Source organism: Desulfuromonas carbonis (assembly GCF_054658035.1).
On record NZ_BAAHXR010000002.1, the window covers coordinates 128,189 to 142,576 of the forward strand.

General features: G+C 62.5%; 15 protein-coding genes and 2 pseudogenes. 16 read left to right on the forward strand and 1 reads right to left on the reverse strand.

The annotated features are described in order from the left end of the window. Window position 1 precedes the first annotated feature (1 nt). From ACYQ8E_RS02780 to ACYQ8E_RS02845, 14 genes and pseudogenes are all read left to right on the forward strand, one after another. A complete protein-coding gene (locus ACYQ8E_RS02780; RefSeq protein WP_066726801.1) occupies window positions 2-1,723 on the forward strand; it encodes an N-acetylmuramoyl-L-alanine amidase in 1,722 nt (573 codons plus the stop codon). Window positions 1,724-1,737: 14 nt separating this feature from the next. Beyond that, a complete protein-coding gene (gene glnD, locus ACYQ8E_RS02785; protein ID WP_459860044.1) occupies window positions 1,738-4,422 on the forward strand; it encodes a [protein-PII] uridylyltransferase in 2,685 nt (894 codons plus the stop codon). A 135-nt stretch (window positions 4,423-4,557) separates the two neighbouring features. Further along, window positions 4,558-5,445, forward strand: a complete 888-nt coding sequence (gene xerD, locus ACYQ8E_RS02790; RefSeq protein WP_066726804.1) for a site-specific tyrosine recombinase XerD — start codon at window positions 4,558-4,560, stop codon at window positions 5,443-5,445. 22 nt (window positions 5,446-5,467) lie between these two features. After that, window positions 5,468-6,679: a cofactor-independent phosphoglycerate mutase gene (locus tag ACYQ8E_RS02795; RefSeq protein WP_066726806.1), complete on the forward strand. Its 1,212-nt coding sequence runs from the start codon at window positions 5,468-5,470 to the stop codon at window positions 6,677-6,679. 53 nt (window positions 6,680-6,732) lie between these two features. Continuing rightward, window positions 6,733-7,326: a 2-oxoacid:acceptor oxidoreductase family protein gene (locus ACYQ8E_RS02800; protein WP_066726808.1), complete on the forward strand. Its 594-nt coding sequence runs from the start codon at window positions 6,733-6,735 to the stop codon at window positions 7,324-7,326. After that, window positions 7,319-7,627: a 4Fe-4S binding protein gene (locus ACYQ8E_RS02805; RefSeq protein ID WP_066726810.1), complete on the forward strand. Its 309-nt coding sequence runs from the start codon at window positions 7,319-7,321 to the stop codon at window positions 7,625-7,627. The genes ACYQ8E_RS02800 and ACYQ8E_RS02805 overlap by 8 nt, the downstream gene beginning before the upstream one ends. Beyond that, a complete protein-coding gene (locus ACYQ8E_RS02810; RefSeq protein WP_066726812.1) occupies window positions 7,624-8,835 on the forward strand; it encodes a pyruvate ferredoxin oxidoreductase in 1,212 nt (403 codons plus the stop codon). Before ACYQ8E_RS02805 ends, ACYQ8E_RS02810 begins: the two co-directional genes overlap by 4 nt. Continuing rightward, a complete protein-coding gene (locus ACYQ8E_RS02815; protein WP_066726814.1) occupies window positions 8,832-9,743 on the forward strand; it encodes a thiamine pyrophosphate-dependent enzyme in 912 nt (303 codons plus the stop codon). The genes ACYQ8E_RS02810 and ACYQ8E_RS02815 overlap by 4 nt, the downstream gene beginning before the upstream one ends. 237 nt (window positions 9,744-9,980) lie before the next feature. Further along, a complete protein-coding gene (locus ACYQ8E_RS02820) occupies window positions 9,981-10,301 on the forward strand; it encodes a type II toxin-antitoxin system RelE/ParE family toxin (protein WP_066726816.1) in 321 nt (106 codons plus the stop codon). Window positions 10,302-10,303: 2 nt separating this feature from the next. Beyond that, window positions 10,304-10,585, forward strand: a complete 282-nt coding sequence (locus ACYQ8E_RS02825; protein ID WP_066726818.1) for a helix-turn-helix domain-containing protein — start codon at window positions 10,304-10,306, stop codon at window positions 10,583-10,585. A gap of 100 nt (window positions 10,586-10,685) precedes the next feature. Beyond that, window positions 10,686-11,384, forward strand: a pseudogene (locus ACYQ8E_RS02830) (IS3 family transposase); the annotation flags it as partial. Window positions 11,385-11,628: 244 nt separating this feature from the next. Then, window positions 11,629-11,913: a type II toxin-antitoxin system Phd/YefM family antitoxin gene (locus ACYQ8E_RS02835; protein WP_066726820.1), complete on the forward strand. Its 285-nt coding sequence runs from the start codon at window positions 11,629-11,631 to the stop codon at window positions 11,911-11,913. Window positions 11,914-11,919: 6 nt separating this feature from the next. After that, the gene (locus ACYQ8E_RS02840; protein ID WP_066726822.1) at window positions 11,920-12,219 is read left to right on the forward strand and encodes a type II toxin-antitoxin system RelE/ParE family toxin; all 300 of its coding nucleotides are present in this window, start codon (window positions 11,920-11,922) and stop codon (window positions 12,217-12,219) included. Window positions 12,220-12,369: 150 nt separating this feature from the next. Continuing rightward, window positions 12,370-12,717, forward strand: coding sequence for a DUF488 domain-containing protein (locus ACYQ8E_RS02845; RefSeq protein WP_066729743.1), 348 nt, complete (start codon window positions 12,370-12,372; stop codon window positions 12,715-12,717). Window positions 12,718-13,054: 337 nt separating this feature from the next. On the opposite strand, the pseudogene ACYQ8E_RS02850 reads toward ACYQ8E_RS02845, so the two are convergent. Further along, a pseudogene (locus ACYQ8E_RS02850) lies at window positions 13,055-13,516 on the reverse strand (RT0821/Lpp0805 family surface protein); the annotation flags it as partial. 309 nt (window positions 13,517-13,825) lie between these two features. Here ACYQ8E_RS02850 and ACYQ8E_RS02855 point away from each other — a divergent pair. After that, complete coding sequence (locus ACYQ8E_RS02855; RefSeq protein WP_066726824.1) at window positions 13,826-14,068, forward strand: type II toxin-antitoxin system Phd/YefM family antitoxin; 243 nt, start codon at window positions 13,826-13,828, stop codon at window positions 14,066-14,068. Then, complete coding sequence (locus tag ACYQ8E_RS02860; protein ID WP_066726825.1) at window positions 14,065-14,328, forward strand: Txe/YoeB family addiction module toxin; 264 nt, start codon at window positions 14,065-14,067, stop codon at window positions 14,326-14,328. Before ACYQ8E_RS02855 ends, ACYQ8E_RS02860 begins: the two co-directional genes overlap by 4 nt. The last annotated feature ends 60 nt before the right edge of the window (window positions 14,329-14,388 follow it).

A 14,388-nucleotide genomic window follows, 5' to 3' on the forward strand; every position in this document is an offset into this window, starting at 1 on the left:
AATGCCTTTGGTCCGCTCGCTGACGATACTGCTGCTCCTCTTCACCCTGGTGGCGCCGTGCCAAGCCGCCACCAGCGCGGCGGACGCCTATGGGGCGGCCCGCAAGTCGTACCAGCGCCTCCAGGATTCCCCCAAAAAACAACGCTATCGCGACCAATGGCAACGGGTGATCGATGCGTTTCTGGCCATTCCGCAGCGTTATCCCGATGCCGACGAGGGGGCGCGCGCCCTCTACCTGGCGGGTAAAGCGAGCGAGGGGCTCTATGACGTTTCGCGCATCGGCAGCGACGCGCGCCAGGCCGTCGCTCTCTACCTGCGGCTGGTGGCGGAATACCCGCGCAGCTCTCTGGCCGACGACGCCTTGTTGCTGGCCGCTGAAATCTATTCCGCTACGCTCGCCGATCCGGCCGCGGCGGCGCGCCTCTATCGGCAGATTCTGGCCGACTATCCGCAAGGCGACATGGTAGCCAAGGCGCGCCAGGCCTGCCGGGAACTGGACGGCTGCAGCGACCCGGCCCCCGCCGCGGTCAAAACGGCCACCCCTTCCGTGGCGGTGGTCGGCGGCAGTGCTGGCGCTGAATTGACCGGGGTGCGTTTCTGGTCCAACCCCGGGTATACCCGGGTGGTGCTCGATCTCTCGGCCCCGGTGCAGTTCCTCTCCAACCTCCTCGCCGGCAATCCCGGCAAGGGAGTGACGCCGCGGCTCTACGTCGACCTGGTCGGAACTGTCCCGGCGTCCGGTCTGAACGACACCACCAGCGTCGATGACGGCCTGCTGAAACAGATCCGCTCCGGCCGTCCCGCTGAAGAGCGGACCCGGGTGGTCCTCGACCTGGTCAGTTTCAAGGACTACAAGGTCTTCCCCCTCGACGACCCCTTCCGTATCGTCATTGACGTGATCGGCGATGGTCCGATCCTGGAACCGAACCGCCCCGCCCTTGGTCCGCTGCCGGCCGATGACGGCATCTCCAGGATCCTCGAAAATACCCCGGTCGAGCGTCCCGTCAAGCTGCATATTCCGCAGAAAGGGAACAACGCCCTGCGCCGCATCGTCGTCGATGCCGGTCATGGCGGCAAGGACCCCGGCGCCGTCGGGCCCGGCGGATCCCTGGAGAAGGACGTGACCCTCGCCCTGGCCCGGGAGCTAGCCCGCCGCCTCGAAAAGGACCTCGGTTGCGAAGTGGTGATGACTCGTGACGGCGATGTCTTTCTCCCCCTTGAGGAACGGACCGCCATTGCCAACAAGGTCGGCGCCGACCTCTTCATCTCCCTGCACGCCAATGCCAGCACCAAGGGGAGCGTCTACGGCATCGAAACCTACTACCTGAACTTTTCCAAGAACGACCAGGCGGTAGCGGTGGCGGCCCGGGAAAACGGAACCTCCCTCAAACAGGTCGGCGATCTCGAACTGATCCTGTTCGATCTGATGGCCAACTCCAAGATCAACGAGTCGAGCCGCCTGGCGGCGGAGATCCAGAACTCCCTGGTGGCGGGCCTCACCCGCAACTACCCCTCCATTCGTGACCTCGGCGTGCGCCAGGGACCCTTTTACGTCCTGCTCGGCGCCACCATGCCATCGGTCCTGGTCGAGAGCGCCTTCATCAGTCACCCGCGGGAAGAGTCCCGCCTTAAGGATCCAGCCTTTCGCGCCCGCACCGCCGATGCCATTGTTCGCGGTGTCCGCAATTACGCCACCGCTCTGAAGATGATTGCCGCCCAATGAAAGCTGAGCCTGGTATGCAGACCGAACCCTTATTCTCCCGTGAGCTTTTGACCGATCCGGCGCTCCCCTACGAGGAACGCCGGGCCCGCCTGCTCGAGGCTTCGCGCAAATTTCTCGACCATCACCTCGAACAGATCCGTCAGCGTCACCGCAGCGGCGAGAGCGGCCGTCGCATCGTCGGCAGCCTCACCTCGCTGGCCGATACCCTGATCCGCAACCTCTATCGCAGCGTCTCCGCCGATCTCCCCGAGGCCGGCCAGGGATCCTGCACTCTCATTGCTCTTGGCGGCTATGGCCGTGGCGAGCTCAACCCGCGCAGCGACATCGACCTGATGTTCTACTACAGCGGCAAGGATCGCCCTTACGCCGAGAAGATTTCCGAACGCATGCTTTACCTGCTCTGGGACCTCGGCGTCGAAGTCGGTTACAGCGTGCGCACCGAGAAGGATTGCCTGGAGATGGCCGAAAAGGACATCACCGCACGCACCGCCCTGCTCGATTCCCGTTACCTGGTTGGCGACGAGATCCTCTTCCAGGCGTATGAACGCAGCGTCATGACGGCGATTCTCGGCCGCAATACCCCGGGCTTCATCAAGGAGAAACTGGAGGAAAATCGGCGTCGCCTGCAAAAATACGGTTCTTCGGTCTTTCTCCTCGAACCGAACATCAAGGAAGGGGAGGGGGGCCTGCGCGACCTGCATACCGCCCTCTGGATCGCCCAGGTCAAGTTCAAGGCCCGCTCCCTGCGTGACCTGATCATCAAGGGGGTGATGACCGAGCAGGAGGGGGCGAGCTTCGAGGCGGCCCTCGATTATCTCTGGCGCATTCGCAACGAGCTCCATTTCCTCTCGCCGCGCAAGAACGAGCAGATCAACTTCGAGCAGCAGGAGAAGATCGCCGCCTTCCTCGGTTACCAGGACAACCGCAAGGCTCCGGCCGTCGAACAGTTCATGCAGGACTACTACTCCCATGCCACCCAGGTCGAGCACATCGCTTCGCTGCTGATCACCAAGGCGACCCAGCAGGAGGAATCGGGACTGCGCCTCTTCGGTTATCTCAAGCGGCGCGCCGTGGCCGATGGTTTCTACATCCTGCGCGGCGAGCTGCGGCTGACCCGGGACGATCTTTTTGAGAAGAACCCGGCGGCGATGATGACGGCCTTCCAGCTCGCCCAGCACCATGGGGTGAAGCTCGCCGTCCCCCTCAAGGGGCTGATCCGCGACAACCTGCACCGCATCAACGACCGCATCCGCCGCAGCCGCACCATGAGTGAGGGGTTCCTCGAGATCCTGCGGCAGCCGCGGGGACTGGGGCGAATCCTGCGCGACATGCATCACCTGCAGTTCCTCAACCGCTTTATCCCCGAATTCGAGCGCATCTACTGCAAGGTCCAGCATGACGCCTACCACATCTACACCGTCGACATCCATACCCTCTTTGCCATGGAGGAGATCGCCAAGCTCTGGCTCGGGGAGTACCGCGAAAAGAAACCGCTGCTGACCCAGGTCGCCAACGATATCGAAAAGAAGGAGCTGCTGCTACTGGCGGTGATGTTCCACGATATCGGCAAGGGGGAGGGGAAGGATCACTCCAACAAGGGGGCCGACATGGTGCCGACCATCGCCCGCCGCCTTGGCCTTAACAAGGAGGACAGCCTGCGCCTCGAGTTTTTGGTCCGCAATCATCTGCAGATGGCGCACATCTCCCAGCGCCGCGACCTCCATGATGACAAGCTGATCATCCAGTTCGCCCGCACCATGGAGATGAGCGAAAACCTCAGGATGCTCTTTCTGCTTACCTTCGCCGACATCAAGGCAGTCGGTCCCGATGTCTGGTCGGAGTGGAAGGGACTGCTGCTGCAGGAACTCTACGAGAAGGCCTACGAGGTGCTGGAGCGGGGCAATTTCCAGCTCGAGAAGCGCTCGGAGAAGCTGCGCAACCGTCGCCGCAAGGTGCTGGAGCGGCTCAGCGACGAGTTCGACAGCCGCCAGGTCAAGGAACTGGTCGCCTCCCTCGGTACCCGCTACCTGATGTCCTATCGCTCCCAGGGGATCGCCGAACACCTGCGGGTGCTGCTCGGGCGCGGTGAAAAGACCGTGGCGCTCAAGGTCGAGCAGGTTGCCGAGGCCGATTTCACCCAGGTGACGATCACCACCGTCGACATCCCCGGCCTCTTCTCCAAGATCGCCGGGGTGATGGCGGCCAACGGCATCAACATTCTCGGGGCGCAGATTTTCACCACCGGCAACGGCATCGCCCTCGATATTCTCCAGGTCCTCAGTGCCGGCGGCGAGCGCATCACCTCCGCTGACAAGTGGGCGCGTTTCGAGGCCGACCTGACCGCCGTCATCGAGGGGCGGGCCCGGGTCGACGACCTGGTGAAGAAGCGGCACCGGCCGAGCTACCTTTCCGAACGTCCGCTCCCCAGGCATCCCAACCGGGTCGAGATCGACAACGAGATTTCCGCCGAATACACGGTCATCGATCTCTTCGCCCGCGACCAGGTCGGCCTCCTCTACCGCATTACCAGGACCCTCAAGGAACTCGGGCTCTACATCGGGGTTTCGAAGATCTCGACCAAGGTTGATCAGGTCACCGACACCTTCTACGTCCAGGATATTTTCGGCCAGAAGGTGATCGCCGAGGAGAAACTACGGGAAGTGCGGGAAAAGCTCCTGGCGTGCCTCGACGAGGAGTGAAGCCCGGGTGTTGCGGTTTCGCGGGCTCAACCCAACCTTCACGATTTCACATGGGATCCGTAGGTTGGGTTGAATGGAATGAAACCCAACAAGGGCCAGGGTGCCGTTCCATTTCTGCTGATGGAGTAATAGGTTATGAATGAATTCCTTGATCTCTTCCTCAGCTATCTGACGGTGGAGCGGGGGCTCTCCCGCAACACCCTCGACGCTTATGGCCGCGACCTCGCCCGCTACCTCGACTTTCTCGAACGGGAGGGGATCGGCGCACCGGCGGCGATCACCCCGCCGGTGATCCTGCGCTACCTTGCCCACCTGCGCGCCGGCGGTCTTGCCGCGCGCAGCCGGGCGCGGGCCCTGGTGGCGCTGCGCATGTTTCACAGGTTCCTGCTCAGCGAAGGGTACGCCGAGCGCAACCCGACCGCCCTGGTCGAAGCGCCGAAGAGCCTCGCCGCGCTCCCCCACACTCTCAGCCCCGGCGAGGTCGAGCAGCTGCTGGCGGCGCCGCGCGGCGCCGCGCCGCTCGCCCTGCGCGACCGGGCGATGCTCGAGGTTCTCTACGCTACCGGCCTGAGGGTCTCCGAGCTGGTCGGGCTCAAGCAGTCCGACCTGCAGCTTGATGTCGGCTACCTGACCGCCTTTGGCAAGCGCAGCAAGCAGCGCATCGTCCCCCTTGGCGAGACCGCCATCAGCGAATTGCGCAGTTACCTGGCCGATGGCCGGCCCCTCCTCGACAAGGGGAAGGGGGGGAAGCTCCTCTTTCTCAACCGCCTCGGCCAGGGGTTGACACGCCAGGGCTTCTGGAAGATTATTAAGCGCCGCGCCCGGGAGACCGGGATCGGCAAGAAGATCACCCCGCATACCCTGCGTCATTCTTTTGCGACCCACCTGCTCGAGAATGGCGCCGATCTGCGGGCCGTGCAGAGCATGCTCGGCCACGCCGATATCTCGACTACCCAGATCTATACCCACGTGACCCGCGAGCGCCTGCGCCGGCTCCATGAACAGCACCATCCACGGGGCTAAAGCGGCGATCCGAGAGGAGTTTATGAAATACGTCATTCTGCTCGGCGACGGCATGGCCGACGAACCGCTCGAAGAACTCGGCGGCCTCACCCCGCTGCAGCATGCCAGGACCCCGCGCATGGACGAGGTTGCCCGGCGCGGCGTCATCGGCCTTGCCGAGACGGTCCCGGAAGGCTATCATCCCGGCAGCGACGTCGCCAATCTCTCGGTTTTCGGCTACGATCCCGCGACCTGTTACAGCGGCCGTTCGCCGCTGGAGGCGGCGAGCATGGGGGTCGAGCTCGGGCCGGACGATGTCGCCTTTCGTCTCAACCTGGTGACCCTCACCGCCCAGTACGGCCACCTCTACATGGAGGACTTCTCCGCCGGGCACATCACCACCGCCGAAGCCCGCGAGCTGATCGAGTCGTTGCAGCAGGAACTTGGCGATGAGCGCTTCAGCTTCCATGCCGGCGTCTCCTACCGGCATCTGCTGGTCTGGCACGGCGGCAAGGACGACCTGACCTTTACCCCGCCCCACGATCTGACCCACCAGAGCGTCTCCGGCCACCTCCCCCGTGGCGACGGGGCCGACGAGCTGATCCAGCTGACGACCTCGGCGCAGATGCTCCTCAATGCCCACCCGGTCAACCTGCGGCGGCAGAAGGCGCGCCTGCCGGTGGCCAATTCGATCTGGCTCTGGGGGCACGGCCGGGCGCCGCGCATGGCGACCCTGCAGGAGAAGTTCGGCCTCACCGGCGCGGTGATCTCCGCCGTCGACCTGATCAAGGGGATCGGCGTCTACGCCGGCCTCGACGTCATCGAAGTCCCCGGCGCCACCGGCTACATCGACACCAACTACCGCGGCAAAGCCGAGGCGGCCCTCGACGCGCTCAAGAGCCGCGACTTCGTTTACCTCCACGTCGAAGCCCCTGACGAGGCGGCCCACGCCGGCAACCTCGACGACAAGCTCAAGGCGATCGAGGATTTCGACGCCCAGGTGGTCGGCCCGGTTCTCGACGGCCTGCCGGCCCTCGGTCCTTTCCGGGTCCTGGTCCTCCCCGACCACCCGACCCCGGTCAAGCGCATGACCCACACCCTCGGCCCGGTCCCCTTCGCCCTCTACGGCAGCGGCGGTGAATTTGTCGCCGCGACGCCGGCGAGCGGCTACGACGAGGTTGCGGCCGCCGCCTCCGGGCTCAGTATCGACGCCGCCTGGCGGCTGCTGCCGGGGATGGTCGCCGGCAAGCTCTGAGCGGCCGGGACCTGTACCATGATCCGCACATTTTCGTTTTTCAGGAGCAGCAGATGACAAAGACGTCCTCCAAATTGATCCAGATCCGCTGGCATGGCCGCGGCGGCCAAGGCGCCATCACCGCCGCCAAGGTCTTCGCCGAGGCAATGTTCCAGAGCGGCTATGGCGGTGTCGTCATGGCGCCGACCTTCGGCACCGAACGGCGCGGCGCGCCGGTCAGCACCTCGCTGAAAATCTCCCGCGACAAGATCTTCGACCTCTCGCCGATCCAGACCCCGGATATCGTCGTCGTCCTCGATCACCTGATCCTGAACGAGGTCGACGTCACCGTCGGCCTCCAGCCCGGGGGGCTCTTGATCCTCAATTCGCCCCGCAGCGCGGAGGAGCACCAGCTCGATCATTTCCGGGTGGCGGTCGCCAACGTTACCCGCCTCGGCATCGAGGCCGGGCTGCGCAAGGGGATCGTCAACAGCGGCATCATCGGTGTCCTCGGCCGCGCCACCGGGCTGGCGGACCTCGCCACCCTGGAGCGCTGCATCGTCCACGAATTCGTCGGCCGTCGGCCGGAAGAGAACGCCCGGTCCGCCCGGCTGGCCTATGAGGCCACCCAACTCTGCGAACCGCGGGCAGGAGTTGTCAATGGTTGATTCCCGATTCAAGGTTCTGACTTCGGCCTCTACTGCCGGCCCCGGTGACGCCGGCCGCACCGGCTCCTGGCGCGTCGAGCGTCCGGTTATCGATTACAGCCGCTGCACCCCGGCCAAGAGTGGCAGGCACGCCTGTCACCTTTGCTGGCTCTACTGCCCGGATGCGGCGGTGACCAAGACCATCGAGCCGACCTTCGATCTCGAGTACTGCAAGGGGTGCGGCATCTGCGCCGAGGAGTGCCCGGTCAAGGCGATCCGCATGGTGCCGGAGGAGGAATTCGAGAAGGGGGACGAGCAATGAGCGAGAAACGGATCGACTCGGGCAACACCGCCGCCGCCCTCGCGGTGCGTCTGGCTGGCGCCGAAGTCATCGCCGCCTACCCGATCACCCCGCAGACGCCACTTACCGAGAAGCTCTCCGAGCTGATCGCCGCCGGCGAGATGGACGCCGAGTACGTCGCCGTCGAGAGTGAGCACAGCGCCCTCGGTGTCTGCATCGGCGCCGCCAGTGCCGGGGTGCGCGCCTTCACCGCCACCTCTTCCAATGGCCTCCTCTACATGAGCGAGCAGTTGCACTGGGCAGCCGGGGCGCGGCTGCCGCTGGTGATGTGCGTGGTCAACCGCGGCGTCGGCGCCCCCTGGTCGGTCTGGAACGATCACCAGGACGCCATCAGCCAGCGCGACGCCGGCTGGATCCAGGTCTTCGCCAAGGACCACCAGGAGATCGTCGACATGACGCTGAAGGCGTTCCGCCTCGCCGAGTTGGTGCATATCCCGGTGATGGTCAACTACGACGGCTACTACCTCTCCCACACCTACATGCCCTACGAACTCCCCGATGCGGCGGCGGTGAAGGAATTCCTGCCCCCTTACCGCTACCTGCACACCCTCGACCCGGCCCGCCCGGAGAGCCTCAACACCGTTACTCTCCCTGACGCCCGCAACGACATCCACGGTGTCAAGCAGGGGGGATACATGGATATCCGCCACAACCTCCACCAGGAGATGCGCCTGGCGATGGATCTCTGGGAGGAGATCGACGCCGACTACCAGCGGCGCTTCGGCCGCGGCGGCGCCCCGATCCTCGATCCCTACCGCTGCGCGGACGCCGATTTCGTCGTCGTCGCCATGGGGACCCTCGCCAACCAGTTCCGGGATGTCGTCGACCGGTTGCGGGAGGACGGCCTCAAGGCCGGGGTGCTGGCATTGCAGATCTATCGACCCTTCCCGACGGCGCGCATCGCCGAGGCGCTGCAGGGAGCGAAAGGGGTGATGGTCTTCGAGAAGGGCTTAAGCTACGGCAACCAGGGGGCGCTCTACGCCGACCTCAAATCGGCCCTCTACCCCTATCCGAACCGCCCGGCGCTGCAGAACTTCATCGTCGGCCTCGGCGGGCGCGATATCCGCACCGACGACCTCTATCAGCACATGAAGTCGGCCTGCCTGCAGGAGGCACCGCTCGCCCCGGAGCAGCTCGACACGCCGCAATGGATTGGATTACAGCTATGACCACTGCTGCCAAGACCAACGTTCTGACCCTCACCGATGAGGAACTCGTCCACTCGGGGAACCGCGCCTGCTCCGGCTGCGGCCTCAGCGTCCTCTACCGCATCGGCATCAAGGCCCTCGGCCGCGACTGCATCTTCGTGGTGCCGCCGAGCTGTCTCACCGTCATGCAGGGGCTCTACCCGATCGCCGCCAGCCAGCTGCCGATCCTCAACGGCACCTTCGCCGCCACCGCCGCCATCGCCACCGGGGTGCGGGCGGCGATGAAGCGCCTCGGCAAGGCGACCCAGGTGGTCGCCTGGGCCGGCGACGGCGGCACTTCGGACATCGGCATCCAGGCCCTCTCCGGGGCGCTGGAGCGCGGCGAGGATATCATCTACATCTGCTATGACAACGAAGCCTACATGAACACCGGGGTGCAGCGTTCCGGCACCACGCCGCAGGGGGGCCTGACCACCACCACCCCCTACGCCGGCAAGAAGGAGCACGGCAAGAACGTGCCGGCGATCGTCGCCGCCCACAACCCGGCCTACGTCGCCACCTGCTCGGCCGCCTATCCCCTCGATTTCCACGACAAGCTGCTCAAGGCGAAGCAGATCCGCGGCCTCAAGTACATCCACATCCAGACCCCCTGTCCGCCGGGCTGGGGGTGCGAAGAGCACATGACGATCAAGATCGGCAAGGCCGCCGTCGACTGCGGTCTCTTCGACCTCTTTGAAATCGAGAACGGCAAGAAGACCCTCTCCGAACCGTCCCGCCGCCTGCTCGACAAGAGCAAGCAGCACCCGGTCAACGACTATCTGGGAATGCAGGTGCGTTTCAAGGCGCTCTCCGCGGAGCAAATCGTGGCGGTGCAGCAGCGGGTGGATCAGAAGTGGGAGGAGTATCGGCGGGAATTTGCCGCGGAGTAGATTAAAAGCCGGCCAACGTTCATTAAGGGCTGGCCGGGGTAGAGGGTAGGGGCTTCAAGCATTCCTGGGGGGGATATGACAACGTGTCAGATTTTTTTCGCAAGTTGAATAGACCGTCCGTTCCGGCTTTGTGCCGGCGGGCGGTTTTTGCGTTTTTGGGGGGATAGGGGGCAGGTGAAGTTCGGCATCAAGCTAATGTTGCAATTATAGCTTTTTTGCGATAGTTTGGAGGGGCGAATGCGTTGGACCGTTGAATTTCTGAACGAGGTTGTTGAAGAAGAATTCCGTGAATTGCCCAAGGATATGCAGGCTCGGTTCGTGCGTATCTCCGAACTGATCGAAGGTTGCGGAATCGAGCAGGTGGGAATGCCTCATGTGCGCCACCTTGAAGGTAAGCTTTGGGAGATGCGGGCGAGGGGAATCGCTGGAATCTCCCGGGGGATTTATGTTGCGATAAACGGCAGGCGCGTGGTGATCCTGCGAATCTTCGTGAAGAAGACCCAGAAGACGCCGCGATCGGAAATTCTGCTGGCGCTGGACCGGATGAAGGAGTTGTGACTATGGGGAAAAAGATCAGAGATTTGAAGGAAGAGTTGTTGGCCAACGAGGAATTCCGCCGTGAGTATCAGCCGCTGGACGAGGAATTCTCCATCGCTGCACAACTGATTGAAGCTAGAACCAAGGCAAACCTCACACAGGAACAAGTGGCCAGACGCATGGGTACTACCCAATCGGTCGTGGCACGGCTCGAGTCCGGTCATCCGATGCCGAGTTTGCGGTCCTTGCGACGGTATGCGTTGGCGGTTGGGAACAAGGTGGAGATCAAGTTGGTTCAGAAATGAATTTGTTGACAGTAAGATAATCACTATTTCGATGGCGTGGACGAGGGATGTCCGGGGCGGGTAGGGGAATCAATTTTCGGGGGCTGCTGGTTAATTCAATTATTCAAGAACGTCCCTGCAGGCCTTCCTGTGTCGGGAAGGCTATGCCGTCAGCCGTACCCGGATCGGCCGGCTGATGAAGCTGATGGGCCTGTCGGCGATATACCAGAAGCCCAACACGTCAAAGCCGAATATTCAGCACAAGATCTATCCCTATCTGCTGCGCGGCCTGACCATCGATCGGCCCAACCAGGTATGGTGTGCTGATATCACCTACATTCCCATGCCCAGGGGCTTTCTCTACCTGGTGGCGATCATGGACTGGGCAACCCGCAAGGTTCTGTCCTGGCGACTTTCCAACACCATGGAGGCCGACTTCTGTGTCGCTGCCCTCGAAGAGGCGCTGCAGCGCTACGGCCAGCCGGAGATCTTCAACACCGACCAGGGCAGCCAGTTCACCAGTGATGAATTTATCTCCGCCCTCCAGAAACACCCGGACATCCAGATTTCGATGGATGGCAAGGGCCGCTGGATGGACAACGTCATGATCGAGCGGCTCTGGCGCTCCCTGAAATACGAGTGCATTTACCTGCATGCGTTTGCAACCGGCAGCGAGGTTCGGCAAGGCCTCAAGCACTGGATCGATTTCTACAACACCGAGCGGCCCCATTCGAGTCTGGACGACAAGACCCCCGATGAGGCATATTGGCAAAAACCCCGGCCCGGCTACGCCGGCCCGGCCCTCAGGCTGGCGGCATAACCCCCATGGTTTTCCACCTTATTTCTGCCGCCGACCTGTCCGAACATCGGTGCCAGCTCTCTCCTGTAGCAGCTGTGTCCGTTTCATGGCAGTCCTCCCGCAACAACCATGAACCGGACAAACCTTTTGCTACAACCCCGGACAGTTTATTTGCTGCTGACATCGTGAGGAAGAGTAGCTTGTTCATCTCCGTTGATTGGTTTATACTTTGACCACCCTGTAAATCAAAATACGGAGCCATTCGATGAAAACCATTTCCGTCAGCAGCGACATCGTCCCTATCGCGGAGTTCAAAACCGGCATCTCCAAGTGGTTCAAAACTATTCGGGAGTCTGGGCATCCTTTGGTCATCACCCAGAACGGCAAGCCGGCCGGAGTCCTGTTGTCGCCGGAAGATTATGACGAACTGGTCTACCGGAAGGCTTTTCTCGACTCCGTTGCCCGGGGGATTGCCGATGCCGATGCCGGCAAGAGTTACGGCAGCGATGAGGTCAAGGCTGCTCTTGCAGCCCGCCGGAGGAGGGGTTGATCGCGGATGGAACTGCGCTGGAGCCGGGAGGCCCTTGAGCAACTGATCGAGATCGAGGCGTTCATCGCCAAAGGTGATCCGGCGCGGGCAGCGACCTTCGTCGACGGCCTCGTCGATCATGCCGAAACCCTATTGCCCGCCAATCCCCGATCCGGACGTAGCGTCCCTGAAATCTCTCTGCCAGATATCCGCGAGTTGGTTTTTCGGAATTACCGAATCGTCTACCGGTTGGCCGAAAATCAGATCGAAATTCTCACCGTCTTCGAAGCTCATCGTCTGCTGCGTCTCGATGAGCTGGGGTGTTAACCGGATCGAATTCGAAAATCTGTAGGGTCAGGCTTTGCCAAGTTGCAAAGTCTTTCAATCGACGCCCCAGTTGGACCACAACCTGCCTCCCTGCTACCCTCTGCGCTGGCCAATATTGTATGGCGGAAGACTGCTACAATGGTCAGTACCATGGAAATAGCCGTCAAAAGAGCCTATGAGGAACCGTCCGCTAAGGACGGTCGCCGAATCCTTGTCGATCGCATCTGGCCGCGGGGCCGCAGCAAGGAGGTAATGCAGCTTGACGCCTGGCTCAAGGAGGTTGCGCCGAGCGATGAGCTGCGCAAGTGGTTCGGCCACGAGCCGGAGAAGTGGCCGGAGTTCAAGCGCCGCTACTTCGCGGAACTGGATGACCACCCCGAGGCGGTGGCGGAACTGCGCGGTCTGTTGGGGAGGGGACGGGTGACGCTGGTCTTTGGCGCCCGGGATGAGGCGCACAACAATGCGGTGGCGCTCAAGGAGTACCTGGAGCGGGGCTAGCGCGAAATTCCGGCGAGGACGACTGCTGGCTTTGGTCAATAACCGGTCGCTGCGTCCGCCGACCAGGGTCCACAAATCAACGGCAGCCGCACCCGGATGGGGCGGCTGCCGTAGTCATTTGGAGCCAAGGGTGACAAGGAAAGGGTCAATGATCCCGGTGGCGATGATGTCTTGCGCGGTCGTAGCGGTCGGAGCGGTCACTGTACGAGAAGGATAGGTAGGTGGAATACGGCCAGTAGTAGGCCGGGCGGTAGCGGGGGACGTAAACCGGCTCCCGCACGTAGACCCGGGTGGTCTGCTGCGTGACTACCTGCGTCTGGACCGGCTCGGCGTTGCGGACGATTTGCCAGGAGCCATCAGGCTGGCGGCAGGCGGTGCCGTAGGCCTGTTGCTCCTCGCCACCGACGATGACGGTCTGTTGGTATTCGCGGCAGTAGCGGCCGTCGTTGGCCTGATAGGTTCGGGTCGGCGTCACCGCGCCGCTGTTGCCGCTGTCCGGGTTGACCCAGGTGCTGGTCTGGTTGCTGGGGAGGGTCTCCAGGGTCTGCTGGGCGGTCTGCTCCATGTAGATCTGGTCGGTGCGGTCGAGGGTGCGGCCGATATCCTGGCCGATCAGAGCACCGGCCAAGGTGCCGATGGCGACCCCGACCAGTCGACCGGTGCCGCCCCCGAACTGGGAGCCGATCAGCGCCCCGGCGCCGGCGCCGAGCAGGGTGCCGCCGCCTTCTTTCGGCCCGGCCGCGTAGGCAGTCCCCGTGAGCAGGGCGATGAAGCTGAGGATGGTAACGAGTCGTTTCATGGTCACCTCCCTGGCGGAAGTGGGTGATGGTTCATTTTAATCTCAGGTGGGTCGAATTCCCCGAAGCTTGCTTCGATGAAAGCGATCAATCTAAACTTTTGATACCCCGTAGCTTGCTGCGGGGAGATTCATTCCTTCCACCGCGTTTGATGCAAAGGTAGCGCGGGAATGTGAACGAAATGTGGAAGCAATAAGGAAATCCGGCCGGGGTAAGGTTTCGGGGTGGTTCGAAGCAGCGGGAAGAAACAATCGCTGGTTGACAAGGCCTCAGAACCGGCGTACGATTTTGCGTACGCAAAGGAGGTGCCCATGACCACGATAACGGCAACCGAAGCCCGAAGGCTTCTTTACCAACTGCTCGACGACGTATCTGAATCGCACGAACCGATCCAGATCACCGGCAAACGCAACAGTGCGGTCCTGATTTCCGAGGACGACTGGCGCGCCGTGCAGGAGACCCTTTATCTGCATTCTGTCCCCGGTATGCGGGAGTCAATCGTCGATGGTATGAAGACACCGGTGGAAGAATGCGATGAGGAACTGGACTGGTGAGCTGGCGTCTGGTCTACACCAGGCAGGCTCAGAAGGATGCAAAGAAACTCGCTGCTTCGGGTTTGAAATCCAAAGCACAGCAATTGCTCGACATCCTGGCCGAGAATCCCTTCCAAAATCCCCCTCCCTACGAAAAGCTTGTAGGCGACCTGGCGGGCGCCTATTCACGACGTATCAATATCAAGCATCGCCTCATCTACCAGGTTCTCGAGGAGATTGGTACGGTGAAGGTCCTCCGTCTGTGGACTCACTACGAATAGGGATCAAATCCTCTGAAGGGGGTGAGCTATCTCCAGCGCTCCACCGGGCCAGTTTTCTGG

Coding starts and splice junctions, on each gene's coding strand:
- ACYQ8E_RS02780 (WP_066726801.1), top strand. CDS start 2: ATGCCTTTGGTCCGCTCGCTGACGATACTGCTGCTCCTCTTCACCCTG.
- glnD (WP_459860044.1), top strand. CDS start 1,738: ATGCAGACCGAACCCTTATTCTCCCGTGAGCTTTTGACCGATCCGGCG.
- xerD (WP_066726804.1), top strand. CDS start 4,558: ATGAATGAATTCCTTGATCTCTTCCTCAGCTATCTGACGGTGGAGCGG.
- ACYQ8E_RS02795 (WP_066726806.1), top strand. CDS start 5,468: ATGAAATACGTCATTCTGCTCGGCGACGGCATGGCCGACGAACCGCTC.
- ACYQ8E_RS02800 (WP_066726808.1), top strand. CDS start 6,733: ATGACAAAGACGTCCTCCAAATTGATCCAGATCCGCTGGCATGGCCGC.
- ACYQ8E_RS02805 (WP_066726810.1), top strand. CDS start 7,319: ATGGTTGATTCCCGATTCAAGGTTCTGACTTCGGCCTCTACTGCCGGC.
- ACYQ8E_RS02810 (WP_066726812.1), top strand. CDS start 7,624: ATGAGCGAGAAACGGATCGACTCGGGCAACACCGCCGCCGCCCTCGCG.
- ACYQ8E_RS02815 (WP_066726814.1), top strand. CDS start 8,832: ATGACCACTGCTGCCAAGACCAACGTTCTGACCCTCACCGATGAGGAA.
- ACYQ8E_RS02820 (WP_066726816.1), top strand. CDS start 9,981: ATGCGTTGGACCGTTGAATTTCTGAACGAGGTTGTTGAAGAAGAATTC.
- ACYQ8E_RS02825 (WP_066726818.1), top strand. CDS start 10,304: ATGGGGAAAAAGATCAGAGATTTGAAGGAAGAGTTGTTGGCCAACGAG.
- ACYQ8E_RS02835 (WP_066726820.1), top strand. CDS start 11,629: ATGAAAACCATTTCCGTCAGCAGCGACATCGTCCCTATCGCGGAGTTC.
- ACYQ8E_RS02840 (WP_066726822.1), top strand. CDS start 11,920: ATGGAACTGCGCTGGAGCCGGGAGGCCCTTGAGCAACTGATCGAGATC.
- ACYQ8E_RS02845 (WP_066729743.1), top strand. CDS start 12,370: ATGGAAATAGCCGTCAAAAGAGCCTATGAGGAACCGTCCGCTAAGGAC.
- ACYQ8E_RS02855 (WP_066726824.1), top strand. CDS start 13,826: ATGACCACGATAACGGCAACCGAAGCCCGAAGGCTTCTTTACCAACTG.